At 48.1% G+C, this 18,520-nt stretch carries 19 protein-coding genes and 1 pseudogene; 1 reads left to right on the top strand and 19 read right to left on the bottom strand.

Annotated features, from left to right (window positions below):
- Positions 1-12 precede the first annotated feature (12 nt).
- From CW740_RS06055 to CW740_RS12430, 15 genes and pseudogenes are all read right to left on the bottom strand, one after another.
- The gene (locus CW740_RS06055) at positions 13-378 is read right to left on the bottom strand and encodes a hypothetical protein (RefSeq protein WP_106646688.1); all 366 of its coding nucleotides are present in this window, start codon (positions 376-378) and stop codon (positions 13-15) included.
- A gap of 58 nt (positions 379-436) precedes the next feature.
- Complete coding sequence (locus CW740_RS12510; RefSeq protein WP_198555380.1) at positions 437-583, bottom strand: hypothetical protein; 147 nt, start codon at positions 581-583, stop codon at positions 437-439.
- A 133-nt stretch (positions 584-716) separates the two neighbouring features.
- The gene (locus CW740_RS12505; RefSeq protein ID WP_198555379.1) at positions 717-857 is read right to left on the bottom strand and encodes a hypothetical protein; all 141 of its coding nucleotides are present in this window, start codon (positions 855-857) and stop codon (positions 717-719) included.
- 10 nt (positions 858-867) lie between these two features.
- Entirely contained in the window at positions 868-1,521 is a 654-nt protein-coding gene (locus CW740_RS06045) for a methyltransferase family protein (RefSeq protein WP_106646687.1), read from the bottom strand.
- 25 nt (positions 1,522-1,546) lie between these two features.
- Complete coding sequence (locus CW740_RS06040; protein ID WP_106646686.1) at positions 1,547-1,849, bottom strand: DUF2933 domain-containing protein; 303 nt, start codon at positions 1,847-1,849, stop codon at positions 1,547-1,549.
- 8 nt (positions 1,850-1,857) lie between these two features.
- A complete protein-coding gene (locus CW740_RS06035; protein ID WP_106646685.1) occupies positions 1,858-2,172 on the bottom strand; it encodes a P-II family nitrogen regulator in 315 nt (104 codons plus the stop codon).
- Between the two features lie 46 nt (positions 2,173-2,218).
- Entirely contained in the window at positions 2,219-2,572 is a 354-nt protein-coding gene (locus CW740_RS06030; RefSeq protein WP_106646684.1) for a cupredoxin domain-containing protein, read from the bottom strand.
- 37 nt (positions 2,573-2,609) lie between these two features.
- On the bottom strand, positions 2,610-4,946 hold the full coding sequence (locus CW740_RS06025; RefSeq protein ID WP_188459693.1) for a heavy metal translocating P-type ATPase: 2,337 nt from the start codon (positions 4,944-4,946) through the stop codon (positions 2,610-2,612).
- Positions 4,947-4,974: 28 nt separating this feature from the next.
- Positions 4,975-5,295: a heavy-metal-associated domain-containing protein gene (locus CW740_RS06020; RefSeq protein ID WP_106646683.1), complete on the bottom strand. Its 321-nt coding sequence runs from the start codon at positions 5,293-5,295 to the stop codon at positions 4,975-4,977.
- Between the two features lie 2 nt (positions 5,296-5,297).
- Positions 5,298-5,708, bottom strand: a complete 411-nt coding sequence (locus CW740_RS06015) for a MerR family transcriptional regulator (protein ID WP_106646682.1) — start codon at positions 5,706-5,708, stop codon at positions 5,298-5,300.
- A 307-nt stretch (positions 5,709-6,015) separates the two neighbouring features.
- Positions 6,016-9,126: an efflux RND transporter permease subunit gene (locus tag CW740_RS06010; RefSeq protein ID WP_106646681.1), complete on the bottom strand. Its 3,111-nt coding sequence runs from the start codon at positions 9,124-9,126 to the stop codon at positions 6,016-6,018.
- Positions 9,123-10,939, bottom strand: a pseudogene (locus CW740_RS06005) (efflux RND transporter periplasmic adaptor subunit). Before CW740_RS06005 ends, CW740_RS06010 begins: the two are co-directional and overlap by 4 nt.
- Positions 10,940-10,951: 12 nt before the next feature.
- On the bottom strand, positions 10,952-12,310 hold the full coding sequence (locus CW740_RS06000; RefSeq protein ID WP_188459695.1) for a TolC family protein: 1,359 nt from the start codon (positions 12,308-12,310) through the stop codon (positions 10,952-10,954).
- A gap of 11 nt (positions 12,311-12,321) precedes the next feature.
- Entirely contained in the window at positions 12,322-12,822 is a 501-nt protein-coding gene (locus CW740_RS05995; RefSeq protein WP_188459696.1) for a DUF411 domain-containing protein, read from the bottom strand.
- A 1,175-nt stretch (positions 12,823-13,997) separates the two neighbouring features.
- The gene (locus CW740_RS12430; RefSeq protein ID WP_157826400.1) at positions 13,998-14,216 is read right to left on the bottom strand and encodes a hypothetical protein; all 219 of its coding nucleotides are present in this window, start codon (positions 14,214-14,216) and stop codon (positions 13,998-14,000) included.
- 582 nt (positions 14,217-14,798) lie between these two features.
- Here CW740_RS12430 and CW740_RS12495 point away from each other — a divergent pair.
- Positions 14,799-14,951: a hypothetical protein gene (locus CW740_RS12495; protein WP_198555376.1), complete on the top strand. Its 153-nt coding sequence runs from the start codon at positions 14,799-14,801 to the stop codon at positions 14,949-14,951.
- Positions 14,952-15,043: 92 nt separating this feature from the next.
- Here CW740_RS12495 and CW740_RS05985 read toward each other — a convergent pair whose 3' ends face one another.
- From CW740_RS05985 to CW740_RS05970, 4 genes are all read right to left on the bottom strand, one after another.
- Positions 15,044-15,646, bottom strand: coding sequence for a cytochrome c5 family protein (locus CW740_RS05985; RefSeq protein WP_106646679.1), 603 nt, complete (start codon positions 15,644-15,646; stop codon positions 15,044-15,046).
- A 12-nt stretch (positions 15,647-15,658) separates the two neighbouring features.
- Positions 15,659-16,909: a hypothetical protein gene (locus CW740_RS05980; RefSeq protein WP_106646678.1), complete on the bottom strand. Its 1,251-nt coding sequence runs from the start codon at positions 16,907-16,909 to the stop codon at positions 15,659-15,661.
- A 713-nt stretch (positions 16,910-17,622) separates the two neighbouring features.
- A complete protein-coding gene (locus CW740_RS05975; RefSeq protein ID WP_106646677.1) occupies positions 17,623-17,961 on the bottom strand; it encodes a DUF6488 family protein in 339 nt (112 codons plus the stop codon).
- Positions 17,962-17,973: 12 nt separating this feature from the next.
- Positions 17,974-18,507 carry a hypothetical protein gene (locus CW740_RS05970; protein WP_106646676.1) on the bottom strand — a complete coding sequence of 178 codons (534 nt, stop codon included), beginning with the start codon at positions 18,505-18,507 and terminating at the stop codon, positions 17,974-17,976.
- Positions 18,508-18,520 lie beyond the last annotated feature (13 nt).

The raw sequence follows: 18,520 nt of genomic DNA, 5'->3' as shown, positions 1-18,520 counted from the left end.
TCACCGTCATTGCTATTTTCGCTTGTTGTGTGGTGGTGACTTGTGACAACTCCACGCCTCATGCTCCGCGTTATCTTTTATGTTTTCATCCACAAATTTATAATATCCTTCTTTGAAATGCGTCCACCAGTCTTGACCAACCTCGATACCATATTTAGCCAACACATCTTCAATACCATCCAGACTCAAGCGGGAAGCATCGTATGCAAGGTTTAAAACCTGTGACCTTTCGTCAAATGAAACCGCATCCAAACCATACAATTTATCGATTTCTGTTATTGCATCGTGGATATTACTAATTTTCTTCGCGTCAAGTTTTAAATGACGAACAACGAGATTGACTTCAGACACACCCAGTCGGTGCTCTTCTTGTTTCATAATTTACCTCCAATATCTAATCTCTGTTTACAAACTATTTCTCATCACCAACAGTCTATTATTTGTGTTGATGCTCGCTAGATTTGCTTGCCTCAGATTGACGATCCATCATCCCTATGTGTTTTTCCATCATATCCATACGTTTTGTCATATCCATTTTGTCCATTTGCTTACCGCCTTTCATGCCGTTCCCCATATTAATCATCTGCATACCTTCTTTCATTGTGTGTATATGCTCATCCATTAATTATTGACGTTTTTCTGGGGCGGTTTCGGCTTTGAATTTTTGCCATCAATTCATGCACTTTTCACATATGTTCATGCATCGCCATCATCTGCTAATGGTTCATCATGATCCTACTGTTAGCGCCTTGGTTTTTATCACCGTGATCATGCGCATTTTCTGCAAATACTGGTGAAGCCATTGCCGTAGCAATAACGACGGCGGAAACCATAGTTCTGATAGAATTACGTTTCATTGGTATATCCTCAATAGTTTGAAGCGGCTTTATTGGTAGAAAAATTAGGTACCCACCCTGGGGTCGATTCCATATAGCGAAGATACACGTCGCCAAATTCCTCAATCGCCATACGCTCTTCACGCTTAGCGAGCCTCACGTACACTACAACTAAAACCGGAAACATCACCAGCGTCGGCAGGGTCGGCCACTGCAACAAAAAACCAAACATAATCATGATAAAAGCGATGTATTGCGGGTGTCGGCAACGCGCGTACCAACCGGTAGTCGCTAAGGAACGGGTTTGCTGTGCTTTGTGCAAAACATTCCACGACGAGGCGAGCAGAAAGAAACCGAGTACGATCAGAATATTGCTAGCGAGATGCAGTGGATCAAAATGTGGATCACCGTCAAATCCCAGCAGGGTGTGTAGTAGATGGCCATTTTCATGAGAGAGAAAATCCACGCCGGGATATTTTTCTGCCAACCAACCAGACAAAAAATAGATGGTTAACGGAAAGCCATACATCTCAGTAAAGAGCGCAATGATAAAAGCTGAGAACGCGCCAAAACTGCGCCAGTCAGTTTTTGTTTTCGGCTTGGCAAAACTGAACGCAAAAAATATGAATATAGCCGAATTTAGTATTACCAGTGTCCAAAGGCCGTAAGCAGAATCACCGTGCATGGTTAATCTCCTGTGTTAAATGGATTTAATGGTGGTGTCGGTTTTCACTTTCCCGGCGACCATCTTCCAGTCCACGCTGATAGGCATCCTGATCTGACTCACCTTCATGCTGATGATCTCCACCATGACCACCGTGCCCTCGGTTGACTCCATGTCCTCCGTGCATAAAAAAATGCATAAAAGGACATGCCAGTAAAATCAGGAACGGTAGAAACTGCCAGACATGCTGCCGATGTTCGATCAATAGAAAATACGTGGCAGCGCCGATAAGCCCCAATGCTGCCAGCCCTTTTGGAGTTAACCAGAATGATGATTTTTGCGTTGCCATGTCACACCTCACTGATGAAATTTAAAGTCGCCGTCTGTCGCACTGCACTTATCATGAATCCAGAACAAGTCATTCACCGGAACAATGCAAACCAGCCCTTCGCTATCAGCGTTGACGTGTGCCGCCTCTACAACCACTTGCGCGATGTCATTGGCCTGCTCTGACATGGCGTAAACCTCCATTTGAATGTGCTTAATCAAGTGATTCTCGTTAAAGCTGTCGAAGTATCGACCGCGACCACGCACCGGGTGCAGGGTAAAGCCTCTAACGCCGTGTTTGATCAGCGCATCTTCTACGTCTTTCAATCGAAATTCGTCAAAAATGGCGGTTACTTTGCCTCCGACGGTTGTCTTGTTGTGGCGCTATTCCCTAATTCACTGTGATCTGACCGCGATACATCTGCATCTGGCAATGAAAGGCATACTCGCCCGACTTCAATGCTGGCAACTGGATGGATTTCAGTTTGTTGAGCGGTAAAGTGTCGCTGATTTGCAGTGCGGGAATCAGCAATGTTTCGGAGCAGGGTGATTCATCTTTACGTATGAATTTAAGCTCAACCGACTCCCCTGCGGGTACTTTAATTCGAGAGGGCGAATAGGTGCCATTTTCCACCGTAATCACCAGATCATTTTCACCCAACGCTGCCTCTTTGGGTTTGTATAACCAAAACCACCATACGATGAGTGCGATTAAAACAACGCCTACAATATTAATTATTAACATATCTACTCTCCCAAACGGGTTGCTGTTGGAATTGCCATTAGTGTTCCTGTGCCTTGAAAAAGCGTAGTCGATTGGCATTGGTCACGACCGTAAGCGAAGAGAATGCCATTGCGGCACCGGCAATCACTGGATTCATAAGCATACCAAGCAAGGGATAAAGAACACCCGCGGCCACAGGAATACCCGCCACGTTATAAATAAACGCTCCGAACAGATTCTGTTTGATGTTACGCAGTGTTGCCTTGCTCACGGCAATGGCATCAGCGAGTCCATGCAGTGACCCGCGCATCAGGGTAATATCAGCGCTCTCAATGGCGACATCGGTGCCTGTGCCGATGGCAAAACCCACATTGGCAATTGCCAGCGCCGGTGCATCGTTAATACCGTCGCCCGTCATGCCGACCACTTCGCCTTCCATTTGCAGCTCCTGAACTTTTTTTGATTTTTCTTCCGGTAATACCTCGGCGAAAAACTCCTTAATACCGACCTTTTCTGCAACCGCTTTTGCAGTGGCGCGGTTATCTCCGGTCAACATGACGACGCGGATGCCGTTGTGTTGCAACCGCTTGATAGCGGCAATGGAGTCTTCCTTGATGGGGTCAGCCACCGCGATAATCGCTGAAAGTTGGTTATCCACGGCGAAATAGATCGGTGTTTTCGCCTCGGACGCCAGGGTTTGAGCCTTTTCGACAAAACCGCCGAGTCCAATATTACGCTCCCGCATCAGTTTTTCATTGCCGAACAACAAATTTTTGCCATCCACTTCCGCCTGTACGCCGTGGCCGGCGATGGCATTGAAATTAGAGACCTTCCCTGTTTCGATATCTTTTTCCTGGGCAGACTCGACAATTGCCAGTGCCAGCGGATGTTCGGAGCCAGATTCCAGCGTTGCCGCCAATTTCAGTATGGTGTCTTCATCCTGCTCTCCCGCGACTACAATGTCGGTAACCTTAGGGGCACCCAGGGTGATGGTGCCGGTCTTATCTAGAATCATTGCCGATATCTTTGATGCAGTTTGCAGGGCTTCGCCATTACGAATCAGCACACCCGCCTCGGCGGCTTTGCCCACACCTACCATGACCGACATGGGCGTCGCCAGACCCAAAGCACATGGGCAGGCGATAATCAGTACCGTGGTGGCCGACACGATGGCAAACGCCACGGCGGGAGCGGGGCCAAAGTTGAGCCAAACCAAGGCACTGATAACAGCTATAATCATCACCACAGGAACAAAATATGCGGAAATTACATCAGCCAAACGACCGATAGGTGGTTTGGAGTTCTGCGCGCGTTTGACCATATTGATAATTTGCGCCAATGCGGTGTCTTTACCGACACGGGTGGCCTTGAACAGAATGGAGCCGGTTTTATTGATGGTGCCTGCCGCAACACTATCGCCAACGGCTTTTTCTACGGGCATTGGCTCACCGGTTAACATAGACTCGTCAATGGCGGTATGACCTTCAATGACGTCACCATCGACAGGGATTTTTTCACCGGGACGTACACGTACCACGTCGTCCATCAGCACCTGTTCAATGGCGATATCCAGTTCCTTATCATCGCGAATCACTCTAGCTGTTTTCGCCTGTAGACCAATCAGTCTCTTAATGGCCTCCGATGTCCGACCGCGAGCTTTTAATTCCAATGCCAAACCCAGATCGATAAGGCCGATAATGATAGCGGTCGCCTCAAAATAAACATGACGGGCCTGCTCGGGAACGGCGGCGGGGAAAAATATCACCACCATGGAATACAACCAAGCCGTGCCGGTACCCAGCGCAATCAAGGTGTCCATATTGGCGGAGTGATTCAAGAAGGATTTCCAGGCGCCGACAAAAAAATGTTTGCCTGAGAAGTACAAAACGCCAAAGGTCAGTATGCCAACGATCAGCCAAGCGATTCGCTCGGTTGTGGTATTAACATTAACCTCCCCGGTAATCAGCGCATAGGCCATTAACGGCACACCCAGGGAAAGGGCGATCCAAGTTTCTTTCATCAGGCGCTTGTAATAAGCCTGATCCGCCTTTTCTTTTTCAGCCAGCGCATCATCCTCGCTTTCTGCGGCCGCGAGCTTCGCGTTGTAACCTGCTTTTTCCACCGCCTTTACCAGATCAGCTGCTTCGGCGTTGCCCGTCACACTCACAGTGCGCTGGGCGAAATTCATCTCTGCATTTTCAACACCGGGCACCGCCTTTAACGCTGACTCGATTTTTCCAACGCAACTGGCGCAGCCTGCCCCCTCAATGATGAGTTCGTGTAGACCAGCGTTACCAGCTTGATCGTGATGATGTGCATGATGATCATGAGGGGGAGTTGCGGTCCTACCTTCATGGCAAGAGGAGCTGCCCGACTCCGTATTGATTGAACTCATACTTGACTCCTGATTTGTTCAATGACAGTTAACGGATGACTACTGCGGGAAAGCCCCCGCGTTTCAATGCTACAACAAGCTGATCCGCCTCAACTATGCCAACGACTGAAGCAATACCTGTTGCCAGATCCATGGATGCCTCACTAACCCCGGAAACGGATTTCAAAATCTGTTCGATACTTTTCACGCAACCTCCACAGGTGGCACCCTGAACCTGCAACCTATGAAGTGGTTGTGATGGTTCCCGGACATTGTTGGCGTCAGAGACCGTAGATGAAACCGATGACTTTCCTGCGCAGCAACAACCACGTTGTTGTTGATTTCCGTTCGACGTTTGGTGTGTATTCATATTCATTCCTCCACAGAGAATTCTTCAATTAAATGGCAAAGCATATGACCCGTAGGTGCCTTGTCAGGCTTCTGATTCCACTCCAACACAGCGCGTTGCATCCGCTCCTTTAGTTTCAAAGTTTCAGCAAACCTCTCTTCGGTTTCATGCAGGCGCTGGTCAATCAGGCGGCGCACAGTCGGGCAAGGTGTTTTTTTCTTGTCCGCATGGCTGAGAATTTCCTGAATATCCTCGACCGAAAATCCCAACTGCCGGGCGCTTAACACAAACCGCAAACGCTTAACATCGTTATCGCTGTATTCCCGATAACCATTGGCCCTGCTTTTGGTCGGATTCAGAACCTTGATCCGGGTATAAAACCGTACAGTATCAGGCGTAATCCCCAACAATCTAGCGACCTCGATGACTTTCATGCCACCCTCCTCTTGATCCAGTCATGCCATCCTAAGCTTCCGCCGGGATCAGGACCTTGATCTGAGTCAATCACCGGTTATAAACCCAGGTGATACACTTGGGTTTATAACCGCGCACTAAAGGAGGTTATACACCTGTGTCATGAACACAGGTCAAGCATTTTTAGCGTGCGGATTCATGCCATCTATTAGCTATGTTAATGAGAAGAGACTGACACTTAGATGACCCCAACATTACATAGCTGCAATGTTGGGGAGGGCTATTTGATCCGGATCAACTCGATTGAAATCTGGCTAGACACCTTTATTAGCGCTTTCTCCAAAGAAGGTAAACGGCTGGCAGCACTAGTAAAGTCAGAATGACCGAGCTCAACATCCCGCCGACCATGGGCGCAGCAATACGACTCATCACTTCCGAGCCAGTTCCTGCACCATACATAATCGGCAACAACCCGACGATAATGGCGGCAGCTGTCATCATCACCGGACGCACCCGCAAACCAGCACCGTGTAATACCGCGTTGTACAGGTTTTCTAGGCGAGGTTCCATGCCCTTTTGCGCACACTCCTCCAGCATATGACGATAAGCCTGGTTGAGATACACCAGCATGATAACACCAATTTCCACCGCGACACCGGCCAGCGCAATAAAGCCCACTCCTACTGCGACTGAGAAGTTGTATCCGAGCAGGTACATCAGCCAGATAGACCCCACCATCGCCAGGGGCAAGGTCCCCATGATGATCGCAACCTCAGCAAAACTGCGGAAGTTAAAATAGAGCAATACGATAATGATGGCCAGCGTCAGCGGCACCACATAGGTCAGTTTCTCTTTGGCTCGCAGCATGTACTCATACTGCCCGGACCAGTTCAGCGAATAACCTGCCGGTAGCTCCACCTGATCGGCCACCACATTCATGGCCTCTTTGACGTAACTACCAATATCCACCCCATCGATATCGACAAATGTCCAGCCGTTTAGGCGGGCATTTTCACTCTTGATGGCGGGTGGACCGTCCTCCACATAGACGTTCGCCACGTCCGCAAGGGCAATACGTTGGCCGTTGTTTGTCACGATCGGAAGCAGTGCCAGTTGCTCTGGGGAATTACGGAAATCCTGTGGGTAACGCAGATTCACCGGGTAGCGTTCCAGGCCTTCAATGGTTTGGGTGATATTCATGCCGCCGATGGCTGTAGCCACCACCTGTTGTACATCAGCAATATTCAACCCGTAGCGCGCGGCTTTTTCCCGCTGAATATCCACCTTGATATAGCGCCCACCAGCCACCCGTTCAGAATAAACAGATGCCGTGCCCGGCACGTCTTTCAGGACTTGCTCCAAGCGCTTGCCGATCTTTTCAATTTCCTTGAGGTCAGGTCCGGCCACTTTTATTCCCACAGGGGTTTTTATGCCTGTAGCCAACATATCGATACGAGTTTTGATAGGCATCACCCAGGCGTTAGTCAGGCCTGGGAATTTTACTAACGCATCAAGCTCCTTTTTAAGCGAGTCGGTGGTCATACCTTCGCGCCATTCATCCCTAGGTTTGAGCTGAATAAAGGTCTCGATCATGGTCAGTGGTGCCGGATCGGTTGCCGTTTCTGCCCGACCGATTTTGCCGAACACGCTTTTCACTTCCGGCACAGTGGCAATCAGCTTGTCCGTTTGTTGCAGAATCTCACGCGCTTTACCGATGGATAGTCCTGGATATGTCGTCGGCATATACATCAGGTCGCCCTCATCAAGCGGCGGAATAAATTCGCTGCCAATTTTACTCACCGGCCAGAATCCGATAACCATCACCACTAAAGCTAATGCCAAAGTGGTTTTTGGCCGGTTAAGCACAGATTTCAGCGCGGGCATATAGACGGCAATCAATGCCCGATTTAGTGGGTTTTTATGCTCAGACAAGACCTTGCCACGAATAAAATAACCCATTAGAACCGGCACCAGGGTTACCGACAACGCGGCACTGGCCGCCATGGCATATGTCTTGGTGAAGGCCAGAGGAGAAAACATCCGTCCCTCTTGCGCCTCCAGAGTAAACACCGGCACGAAACTCACGGTGATAATCAGCAGGCTGAAAAACAGCGCAGGCCCCACTTCAGAGGCAGACTCCGCCACCACTTGCCAGCGATTTTCCTTGGTTATTGGCGTACGTTCCATGTGCTTGTGCATGTTTTCAATCATCACTATCGCCCCGTCGATCATGGCTCCGATGGCGATGGCAATACCGCCTAGAGACATAATATTGGCGTTCAGCCCTTGCAGGTGCATCACGATAAAGGCCGTGAGAATCCCTACGGGTAGACTGACAATGGCCACTAGACTGGAGCGAATATGGAACAAGAACACCATACACACCAGCGCAACGACGATGAACTCCTCCAACAGCTTATGCCATAAGTTGTCGACGGCGCGTTCAATAAGACCGGAACGATCATAAACCGTAACGATTTCCACACCTTCGGGAAGACCCGACTTAAGGGTTTCCAGTTTGGCTTTAACACCATCAATGGTTTTCTGGGCATTTTCACCAAAGCGCATCACCACGATTCCGCCGACGGTTTCGCCTTCTCCATTTAGTTCGGCGATTCCCCGACGCATCTGCGGACCTACGTCGATATCGGCCACATCTTTTAGCAGTAGCGGCGTACCCTTCACATCAAGACCCAGTGGAATATTGGCCAGGTCCTTGCGCCCCTGGATATACCCGGAGGCTCGCACCATGTATTCAGCCTCTGCCATTTCCACTACCGAGGCGCCCACTTCCTGATTACCGCGTTGGATCGACATCTGGATATGCGACAAGGGGATGTTAAAGGCACGCAGCTTGTCTGGGTGTACCTTGACTTGGTACTGCTTCACCATGCCACCCAGAGCAGATACTTCCGACACACCGGGTACGGTTTGCAGCTCGTATTTCAGGAACCAGTCCTGAAGGCTTCGTAACTGGCTGATGTCGTGTTTACCAGTGCGATCTACCAGCGCGTACAGGTAAACCCAACCAACACCCGTAGCATCTGGCCCCAGTTGTGGCCGGGCGTTGGCTGGCAAGGTGGGCGCAACTTGCGACAGGTATTCCAGCACCCGCGAGCGCGCCCAATAGGCGTCGGTATCCTCATCAAAAATGACGTAAACATAGGAGTCACCGAAGAAGGAATAACCACGCACGGTGACCGCACCCGGTACCGAGAGCATGGCCGTGGTTAACGGATAAGTGACCTGATCTTCCACAACCTGTGGCGCCTGCCCGGGGTAGCTGGTTTTGATAATCACCTGCACATCCGAGAGATCGGGTATAGCGTCAACTGGTGTATTTTTAAGTGACCAAGCACCGGCTCCCACCAGGATCAGAGTAGCCAGCAATACAAAAAAACGATTCTGGACGGACCAGCGAATGATGCCCTCAATCATGACTTGCCCTCCCGGGTATGCTGACTGTGTTCCATATTCATCGAGCCGTGGTTCATGTCCTCATGGTTCATGTCCTCATGGTTCATGTCCTCATGGTTCATGTCCTCATGGTTCATGTCTTCATGGTTCATGTCCTCATGGTTCATGTCCTCATGGTTCATGTCCTCATGGTTCATGTCCTCATGGTTCATGTCCTCATGGTTCATGTCCTCATGGTTCATGGATTGATGTTGACCGTGATCCATTTCCAAATCATCGGAGCTAATAGAGGGATCACCATCGGCCATCGGCATGTCATGGGATCACCATCGGCCATCGGCATGTCATCAGTAACCGCATCGGGTCGATGGATTTGACTGATCACGTAGTTGTTGTCGCCCTCTCTTGTAACCTCTACATGCAGCGTCATGCCTGGCTCAAGCCCTTCGAGATCTACCTCGTTCGCAGCGGTAAAATCCATGGTCATGGCGGGCCATTGCCAGTCATCGATGGCATCATGCGCCAGCGTCAGCATCCGGTGCTCGGCCATCAGGCTTTTAATACGTGCGCCGACCCAGACCGATGTGGGTGCCGCAGTCTCAGCCTTATCATCCGAACCATGATCCATGCGCCGAAAGTCCGAGGTTTTGCTGGACTCGGAATCAATCAGAAATTGTGCTGACGTCACAATGCGGTCGCCCTCATCAAGCCCCGACAGGATTTCCGCGTGATCATCAGTGATATGCCCAACCCGCACAGCAACGGATTTAAATCGGCCTTCACCCTTGGCCAGCACAACACGGGATTGACTACCGGTACGAATCAAAGCCTCCCGCGGAATTAACAAGGTGTTATCCATGGGCTCCGCATCAATGCGCATCTGCGCAAACATACCCGGTTTCAGAAAGCCGTCGGGATTGTCAAAATGCACTCTTACCTGAGCCGTGCGAGTCGTGGTGTTAAGGCTCGGGTAGACATAGTCGACCTGGCCCTGCCACTCACGCCCCGGTAAATAACCCAACTGCATATGCACTCGATCACCCATCTGCACCAGGGAAGCTTGTCGCTCAAAGACTTCACCAATCACCCAGATATGCTCCAACTGACCGATCGCCATGATTTCCATGCCGGGTTTTACAAACATGCCTTCGCGCGCCATGAGGTTGTCCAGCACGCCAGATTGCGGTGCTGTGATGGTGATGGTCTGGCTCACCTTGCCGGATTTTGTCAGTCGGTTGATTTCTGATTCCGGCACCTGCAGGGATGCAAGACGCTCCTTAGCGGCTTCAATCAGCGTGGCGTTATTGCGCTTTAGTGCCAAGAGTAATTCCTCCTGCGCATTAACCAGTGTCGGTGAGTAAAGCGCATAGAGAGGCGCCCCCTGCTGCACTGGATCACCAGAGGCTTTGACGTAGAGTTTTTCGATCCAACCCTCCACCCGTGGGTGAATATCTATCAAACGATCTTCGTCGTACTGCACATAACCCACGGTATTGACCGACACGTCCATCTGGCCGCGGGTAACGGGTGCCGTGCGTACGCCAAGGTTATTGACCACATCCGGCGAAATGGAGACGGTGCCAATCTCTTGATCACCGCCAGCTTCTTCGTACACCGGAATCAGGTCCATCCCCATGGGGGATTTACCTGGTTTATCACGCTTGTAATTAGGGTCCATCGGCGCGACCCAGTATAGTGGTTCATTTTTGGCAGTGACATCACCAGCATCTCCCGCCACCGGCCTACTCCAGGACGCTGAGTAATAAGCAATGATTGCTGTCGCAATCAGCAACGCAACGGTAATGAAAAATGATTTATTCAATTGAATCTTCATGGGGTCATTCCTTCAGTCGGTTGCCGTTTGTTGCAGGGGACTGCTTTGCGGCAAGAGATAGTTCAATTCAGCAATGGCTTTGAGTCGGTCGACATTGATGGTCAGGAAATCGATTTTGGCGTTTAGCTCGGCAATGCGGGCTCGCACCGCTTCAGCAAAGTCACCATCGTCGTTGTTATAGGCAGTCAGGGAGGCTTCAGCCTGTTCCGCCATTTGCGGCAGTAGCTGCTGATCGTAGAGTGCGCGGCGCTCATTCAGGCGCTGTATTTGCACGAGTATTGTGTCCAGTTGCGCCATCAGTTTTCGCGCCATCAGCAACTTGTCCGTTCGAACTTCCTCGACTCGGGAGGTAGCTGCACTGACGTCCTTATCTTGCCTATTGCCTGTAAAAATCGGCAGATCAAATGTGACGCCAACCGAGAACAAATCGGCGCGATCACGGCCCATGGGGTCATCGTCCCGGTAGCCGTACTGGGCGGTAAGGCCCCACTCGGGCTTGTACTTTTGCTGGGCCAACTTAACCCCGGTCTGCATGGCCTCGATACGCTGGTCAAAGGCCAATAACAGGGGATGCCGATTGATCTGTTCATAGAGCCAGCGATCATTTCTAGGCTTACTCATGACTAAAGTTGGCTCCTCACCCAATTTGCTGGATAAGGTTCGCGCCAACGGCAGACTGGCTTGACCACCAATCCACTCGGAGAGTCGCTGCTGGGCGGATTCCAGTTGTTGTCGCAGCATCGTCAATCGATCATCCAGCCGGGTGAGTTCCAGTTGTGCCCGGATAATATCCTGCTGGCGGGCGCGGCCCAGTGCGGAGGAATAGCTAGCTTTGGTGGCATCCACCAGATGTTCAAACAGTGAGCGATCCTGTTCAATCAAACGGATACTTTCCTGCGCCCGGTATGCGTCCAGCCATAACTGAGTAACTGTCACTGTCACTTTGTCCTGACGGTCCTGTCTGAGTAAAGGTTCCTGGGCCGCCAACTCCTGCTTCTGGCGGCTCGTTAACGCCAGACTATCTCCGCGTGGAAACATCTGACTAACACCCACAGTCAGCTGTGTCATAGGCTCCTGATTAATATCGAAACTATCGGTCGGGAAGTTAGCCGCCATCAGACTGACCTTGGGATCAGGCAGGGTTGAGGCGGAAATGGATTCATTGGTCAGTGCTTCTTCTCGGGAGTGACTGCCGTTTAACCAGGGGTCGGAGGTAATCGCCTTCGCAATTGCCGACTCCAAAGTCAAGGTATTGGACTTGCTTTGAGGAAGCTGTATTTGAGTAAATTGTTCTTGGGCAACTTTTTCTTGGGCAAAAGCAGGAAGCCCCACCAACAAAAACAATAATAAAAAACGCCGTTGAATGTTCATCGTGATACGTCCTATTGCTGATCGCGACTGTTCACTGAAGCAAACACTTCTGCTGAACCATCATTTTTAAGCAACCACACTTGGTAAGGCATAAATTTGTTGCCCATTTCCATCCCGGGGCTGCCCACAGGCATGCCCGGCACGCTCAGGCCAATGGAACCCTCCGATGGATTTTCCAGAAACTGCTGAACGAAGTGTGCGGGGATATGACCTTCGAACACATAGCCGTCACTCGTCACCGCCGTATGGCAGGACTGGTATTTGGGTGCAATGCCATGATCGGCTTTAATGCGATTCAAATCTGCCGGGTGGTGAATTTTGGCCTCAAAGCCGGCGTCTTCCATGTGCTGGACCCATTGCTGGCAGCACTGACAGGTGCGACTTTTATAAACATCCAGTGTGGCAATTGATGCGGTTTTAGCGGCATGTTCTTCGCCTTCCGAACAAGCGGCGAGGAACAACAGAGAAACAATCAGCGCAATATGGCGCAGATAATCAGGTAAAGGTTTCATGGTGACTCCTAATCACGAGACGCGATGAGCGCATTCAGTGGTGCTCATGCGTTTAAAATAAATGTGTTGGGAGTTTTGCTGACTCCCGCTTAAAAAATAGTCAGAAGCCCGAATTTTAGGCGTACCGACCCTATGTCAGCGTGAAATGGGGGGACGGAATAGCGAGGTAATGTTCTGAGTAAGGAGGGAAACCGAATATTCTGCATTAAGTGTTTGAGAAAATTGAACGGAAAACGGAGACTGTGTGCTTACACCCGCTACACTTGCAGAAATACAGTTCATCTGGGAGCAATCATTCTGATTGCAACAGCCACTCGCACCAGCATTCTCAGCTCCGGCGTGGACCAGATGATCCATATGCGCAATATCCGTTGTTTCTACCATTGCAGGAGCGGTGGAATGATGATTCATCTGTTCGCAGGGCAATTTCACAACAGCAAACCACTGGCTGGTAAAAGCCAGTAACGCGAAAATTGCTATGTAAAGTCCCAATTTGTTAAATCGCATAAAATAATTATACCGCTAATTACATCAGGTTATTCTGCTTTGCTTGGATCTTCAATTCTTTGATCAACGTTGAGATTAATTAATGAGTTTAGCATTTCATCATCTCTAAGTTGTAAAACTTGATCGTGCGAAATGTTGAAGACTAAACTCTAGTAGTAATATTATCAAGCTATAATCCTGACAGATAAATGACGCTTAAATTACAATATCGTCATTAACATAACTTATGTTCATGTTATACCCAAAGGGTTCACAGTGGTACCGCATAAAGATTGTCACCAAAAATCCACCGTGTGATATCCGTTGTAAAACAGAACACCCATTTTGAAGCGGTCTCCAGCCACTGATTGAAAATGTTTCAGTCCGGTAAAATATCTTACGCTAAACGTTGCTACTGCCTTGATCTCAACGGTAAAACAGTCACCAGTGGCGTTCTAGATGATCACATCAACCTCCACCTTACCCTTGTCCCAGTAACGGCAGCAGTTCAACTACTCCACGATCCGAACGAACTGTTTGCGTTATTCGTTGTAGACAAAAGATTCCAACATTAAACCTAAATCACCTGGCTGCTTAAGCAGGCGTTACCAGGTCAGGCCACGAACCGCACGTGTAAGTTATGGCTCAAAGGCGCTTCCTGGTTCAGCAGTTTGACTAGAAAACTAGAGCTATGCGTCTGAAACTAACAGTCTGAAAGTTTTATCAGTCGTACCGAGTCCATTCGGACTGGCCAGTGAAAATAATAGCCCGGGCAAGAACAAGGAATTGTCGAGACCTGTCAGAACAAATCGTCCAATCGTCCGCGGCTCGTCCACAGCCTGCTTGATAGAGACGAACAGCTCTGGCAGGCGTTGAACCTCGTCGAGTGCAATGCGTTTTGGCAGCAAATTGCAAATAAATCCGACGGGATCAGCTTGGACGGTCTCGAACTTAGCCTAGTCGTCCAACGTGATGTATTCCATGTCTTCAACGCAATTTCCTCGATAAGCCCCTTAACTAGGGTGGTTTTACCCACCTGACTAGGCCCCATCACTAAGACTGCTGGATTTTGCTCTGAGCCTCTTAGACATCAATTTCAGAAAATCGTCGGTACATGAATGGTTCTCGTCTAATAAAGTAATTAATTAACGTCCAATTGTTATTGTAATAGCGTCTAATTAATATAATCCGCGCCATGCGGCTAAAGAAAGTCAAATACACTCATAAAACATCGTTATCGAAATTGCTCACGAGACTGGACTCAAGGGTTCCCAATGACTGCTAAAAGACGTAACCAGAACCACGCATTGATGCTGTCAACAAAGGAAAATTGAGTTAATGGACCTCATCTACCAGATAGCCTATCCACGGATAAAATCGGATATAACCCAAGAGTAGTTGAAGGGGTCTATACGCCGCCCCAAAGAGAAACGATTTGCACTGCGCCACTATAAACTGTCGAGTGCATCACTTTGAGGTTAATGGTTCAGATGAAGACCACTCAACGATTAGATCAATTCGTTAGCCTAGGTGAAATTCCAAAGGTGAGCATCGCTAACATCAAAAATCAATGCCGTTTACGGGAAACACTCAAGGATCTACAATCCTATTACTCATCGGGTGCAAAAGTCAGTAAGCCATAGGCACCTACACGAGAAAGAATAAGGCTCAGAAAAGATAAAATGAGCAAAGTGCCCAGCTGACACAGGGCACTTTAGGCATAAAATTTAAAACACTATTTACCGAAGGTGGCTCGAATATAGCCAAGAACAGCTTTGACGTCGGCATCAGTCAAACTAGCGTTACCGCCACGAGGTGGCATGGCCATGGGCGAACCAGGACTCTGAAACCCGTTAATCATGTTGCTTAACAGTTCTTCATCATTTTTGTTCAATGGGCCTTTGGCGTTGGTGAAATCCGGTGTGCCAGGCAAAGCACCCTTGCCGTCGCTGCCATGACATGCGATACAAGAACTTTTGTAGACTTCTTCACCAGATAGTTTTGAGCTAATCTGATTTATAGATACGGGCTTTGATATTTCCTTTTCAGGTGGCGTGTTAGATGCTTGCAGGAAAGCAAGAATATCTCGTGCATCCTGCCCCGTTAAACCGGCTCGAATACGCATGTGATTGACAGTAGTTTCCCAGTACTCATCCGATAACTCCTTCGGATCACGCATGTTATGACACCGAGCACAATTATCCGCCCATTTTTGGGCACCCTTTACAGCATCATTGTTTGCTTTAGCATGCGTCGGTGTAATGATGCTTACAGCCAGGAACAAAGCCGCAATACTGGCAACAAAAAGATCATATTTCATACTTTTACTAATATTCATTTCACTTCTCTCCTAAAAACCGTAAGCCAATTGTAATTTCACAGTGTCCTGTTCACCTGCGATTGATGAGTCATAGTCTTTCATTTCATAATTGAACTTGGCGATAACATGGGGTGCAAACAGGTAATTCAATCCAACTGTCCGTTGAGAGTAATTTTCGCCAAAATGAGGCGTCTGCAATTCGCTGGTCCGAATAACAACTTCAAGGGGGGTCGTTGGAATTTTGTAGGCCGCCTGCAGATACCAAGCCTTCCATTCACCAACCTCAGCATCATCAAACTCAGAAGGACCTAAATAATCCTCAGGCAGGTCATCGCTGTGAAGTGCAACACCAGCACTACCTTCACCAATCTCGGTTTTGATATATTCACCTCGCAACTCTAGGTTCTTCCAGCCATAGCGAAAATCGGCACCTATAGCGTCATAATCAAACTCACCCGATGATTCAATATCAAGCTCAGGCCCATCATGTCCACCCGCAAAAGCATCCGTCACAGTGGCTTTACCTTTAGCTGCAGAAATCCCAATTTCGAGACCGGAAAATGGCAAAAACCCAAACCGGCCACCAAATGATTTCTTCCCATCAGGGTCATTGGTACGGCCTTCGGTTTCTACTTCCTCTATAGCGAGTTCGTAATCCCCTTCATGCTGCTCTACTACAGCGGCGAGAGTGGGCCCATTTCCAATATAGAAAGCATAATTGGCACGCATCTCACCTACAGGAAAACCGCCACGCAATTGCAAACCCGTCTCACTTAGTGGAGCGGCTCCACCATGGCCAAAACCGGCAGGCGCCGATACTGCCTTATTGATCCAGCTAGGGTGCAAATTTTGGCGAAATTGTCCAATTGGGCTTAAAAATTTACCCGCGACAAGCGCAACAGAGTCGTTTAGAAACAGGTCAACAGAGGCATATTCCAATGCCAACTCAGTTCCACCATCAGCAGTATTTGACAGCTCAAATTCTGTCTCGAACATCAACCAGTCTTGATAAGTATAATGTATGATAGGGGCTACCATTACTTTGTTAAAAGCACCGACACCAGAATCCGAGTCCGCGTACTCGACCGATCCATAACCTGCCATGTGAAATGACGAATCTGTATTCCTTGTGGCCGCCGCGTTTTCCAATCGTTCAACTTGCTTTTGAAGTGCATCGACCTGCTCCCTGAGATTGTCGTCTTCATTGTCAGCATAAGCAGCAACTGGCAGTATTGCAGCCGTTAGTGCCATAAGATGCACTTTAAGTTTTGCTTTCTTCATGGGATTTCCCCTTAGTTGATTATCAATATCTACAAGAGTGATTCGGATCACAGACCAGAAATGTTCTTTAGTTATGATAACGAGACGAAGATGACACAAGGCTTACGCAAATATTGCAGGACTGTAATGTTGATGCGTTTAGACTGATCTAGATCAACTCATTCGCAATAACTGATTAAGATCAGGAACGAAGAGACATTATTTCGTTCTTTAGGTTCATGTCTGGTAACGCCACTCTTGCTGACAAGAGTAATTTTCTGATGTATCTATTGAAATAGAGAAAGAACTTGAGATCTTTACCAGAATCAGCTAAGTGTACTGTATGGGACGCCAGAAAAAAAATTCGATATGTATAAAAACCAAATTATCAAATAGTGAACCAGCCCCCACAAAGCCTCATTCCTAAACCGCCCCATCTATATATAAAAGCTCATAAGTGCCCCTTCAGAATAACAAAATCCGCCACAATTGTTTTTGTTTTATGATCGTTGCTGTCTGTAAATTAATTTTTTACACACTTTCGTGGACAGTAATTTTGTGTAGTGAAAATAGAATTTTTGTATTAAATCACTCTAATTGTTGACGACAATTGGTGCACTAATAATTTTAAATCGTTGCAGTAATATCGAACTTTTTTAATTATTCATAATAATGGGATATACAGTATTTAAAGAAGTTTATAGGTAGCAAGGATACGCCACCTCACTCAATCATCAGGATGGTTTCGATTCCGTTGCGGCTACAGCTTGTCCACTCTTTGTAACTTGTATGTAGATGGTTTCTGATGTCTCTGGGTGTTTTACTTCAAGCAAAAAGTTACCACCAATGATGTCGATAAGTGTGACATTTTCCTGACTGATACTTTTCCATTGGTCTCCAAGTTTTCCTACGTCGAAGCCAAAGTCTTTAAACGTCATCTTTTTCACCGTTGTAGCAGCTACCAATACAGCTTCTTGATCACTAATGATGCCATGACCACCGCCATGGGCTGAAACTTGCGCGCTGCCCGTGATAATTACTAATGCTGCTAAAATGCTAATAAGTTGTTTCATGATTACTCCAATTTACTGTTTTAAACCGATAACTTCGAATTCACCTTCGACAATTAATTGAATTGCCACATCCTGGTCCGAGTTATTCTTCCAGTACCAACCGTGCGAACCTGCAAAAGGCGCTGTGAATGAACCTTTCATTTCGGCATTGGTCGCTATAACGTAACTTTCAAAATAACCCGTGGTGTCACCTTCAGGCTCACCATGAAGATCAAAATAAAGTGATTGACCATCAGTCATCCACTCATATTTAAGCTTTGAGTACTTTTCCATATCAAACTTGTACTCAATTCCCCTACCCGCAGGCACTGTGACCTCAATAACTTTGCTTTGAGCATTTGTATCACTGCTTTGCTCAGTCATAGTTTCTGAATTTTCTTCAGTTTGGCTTTGTGATAAGACTGTTAAGCCGAGTTTTTCTCCTATACCCGTTGGATCGATATTGTATTCCGATGGTAGGATTATTGTTACCAGCGCAATTGCTGAAATAACTAAAGCGATAATTGTCGCTTTGAGTAAACTTTTATTACTAACTGTTGGTTGCATAAGATGTCTCTTT

This window comes from Kangiella profundi (assembly GCF_002838765.1).
In the GTDB taxonomy this organism is placed as follows: Bacteria; Pseudomonadota; Gammaproteobacteria; order Enterobacterales; family Kangiellaceae; genus Kangiella; species Kangiella profundi.
This window is presented reverse-complemented; position numbering and strand designations above follow the sequence as displayed.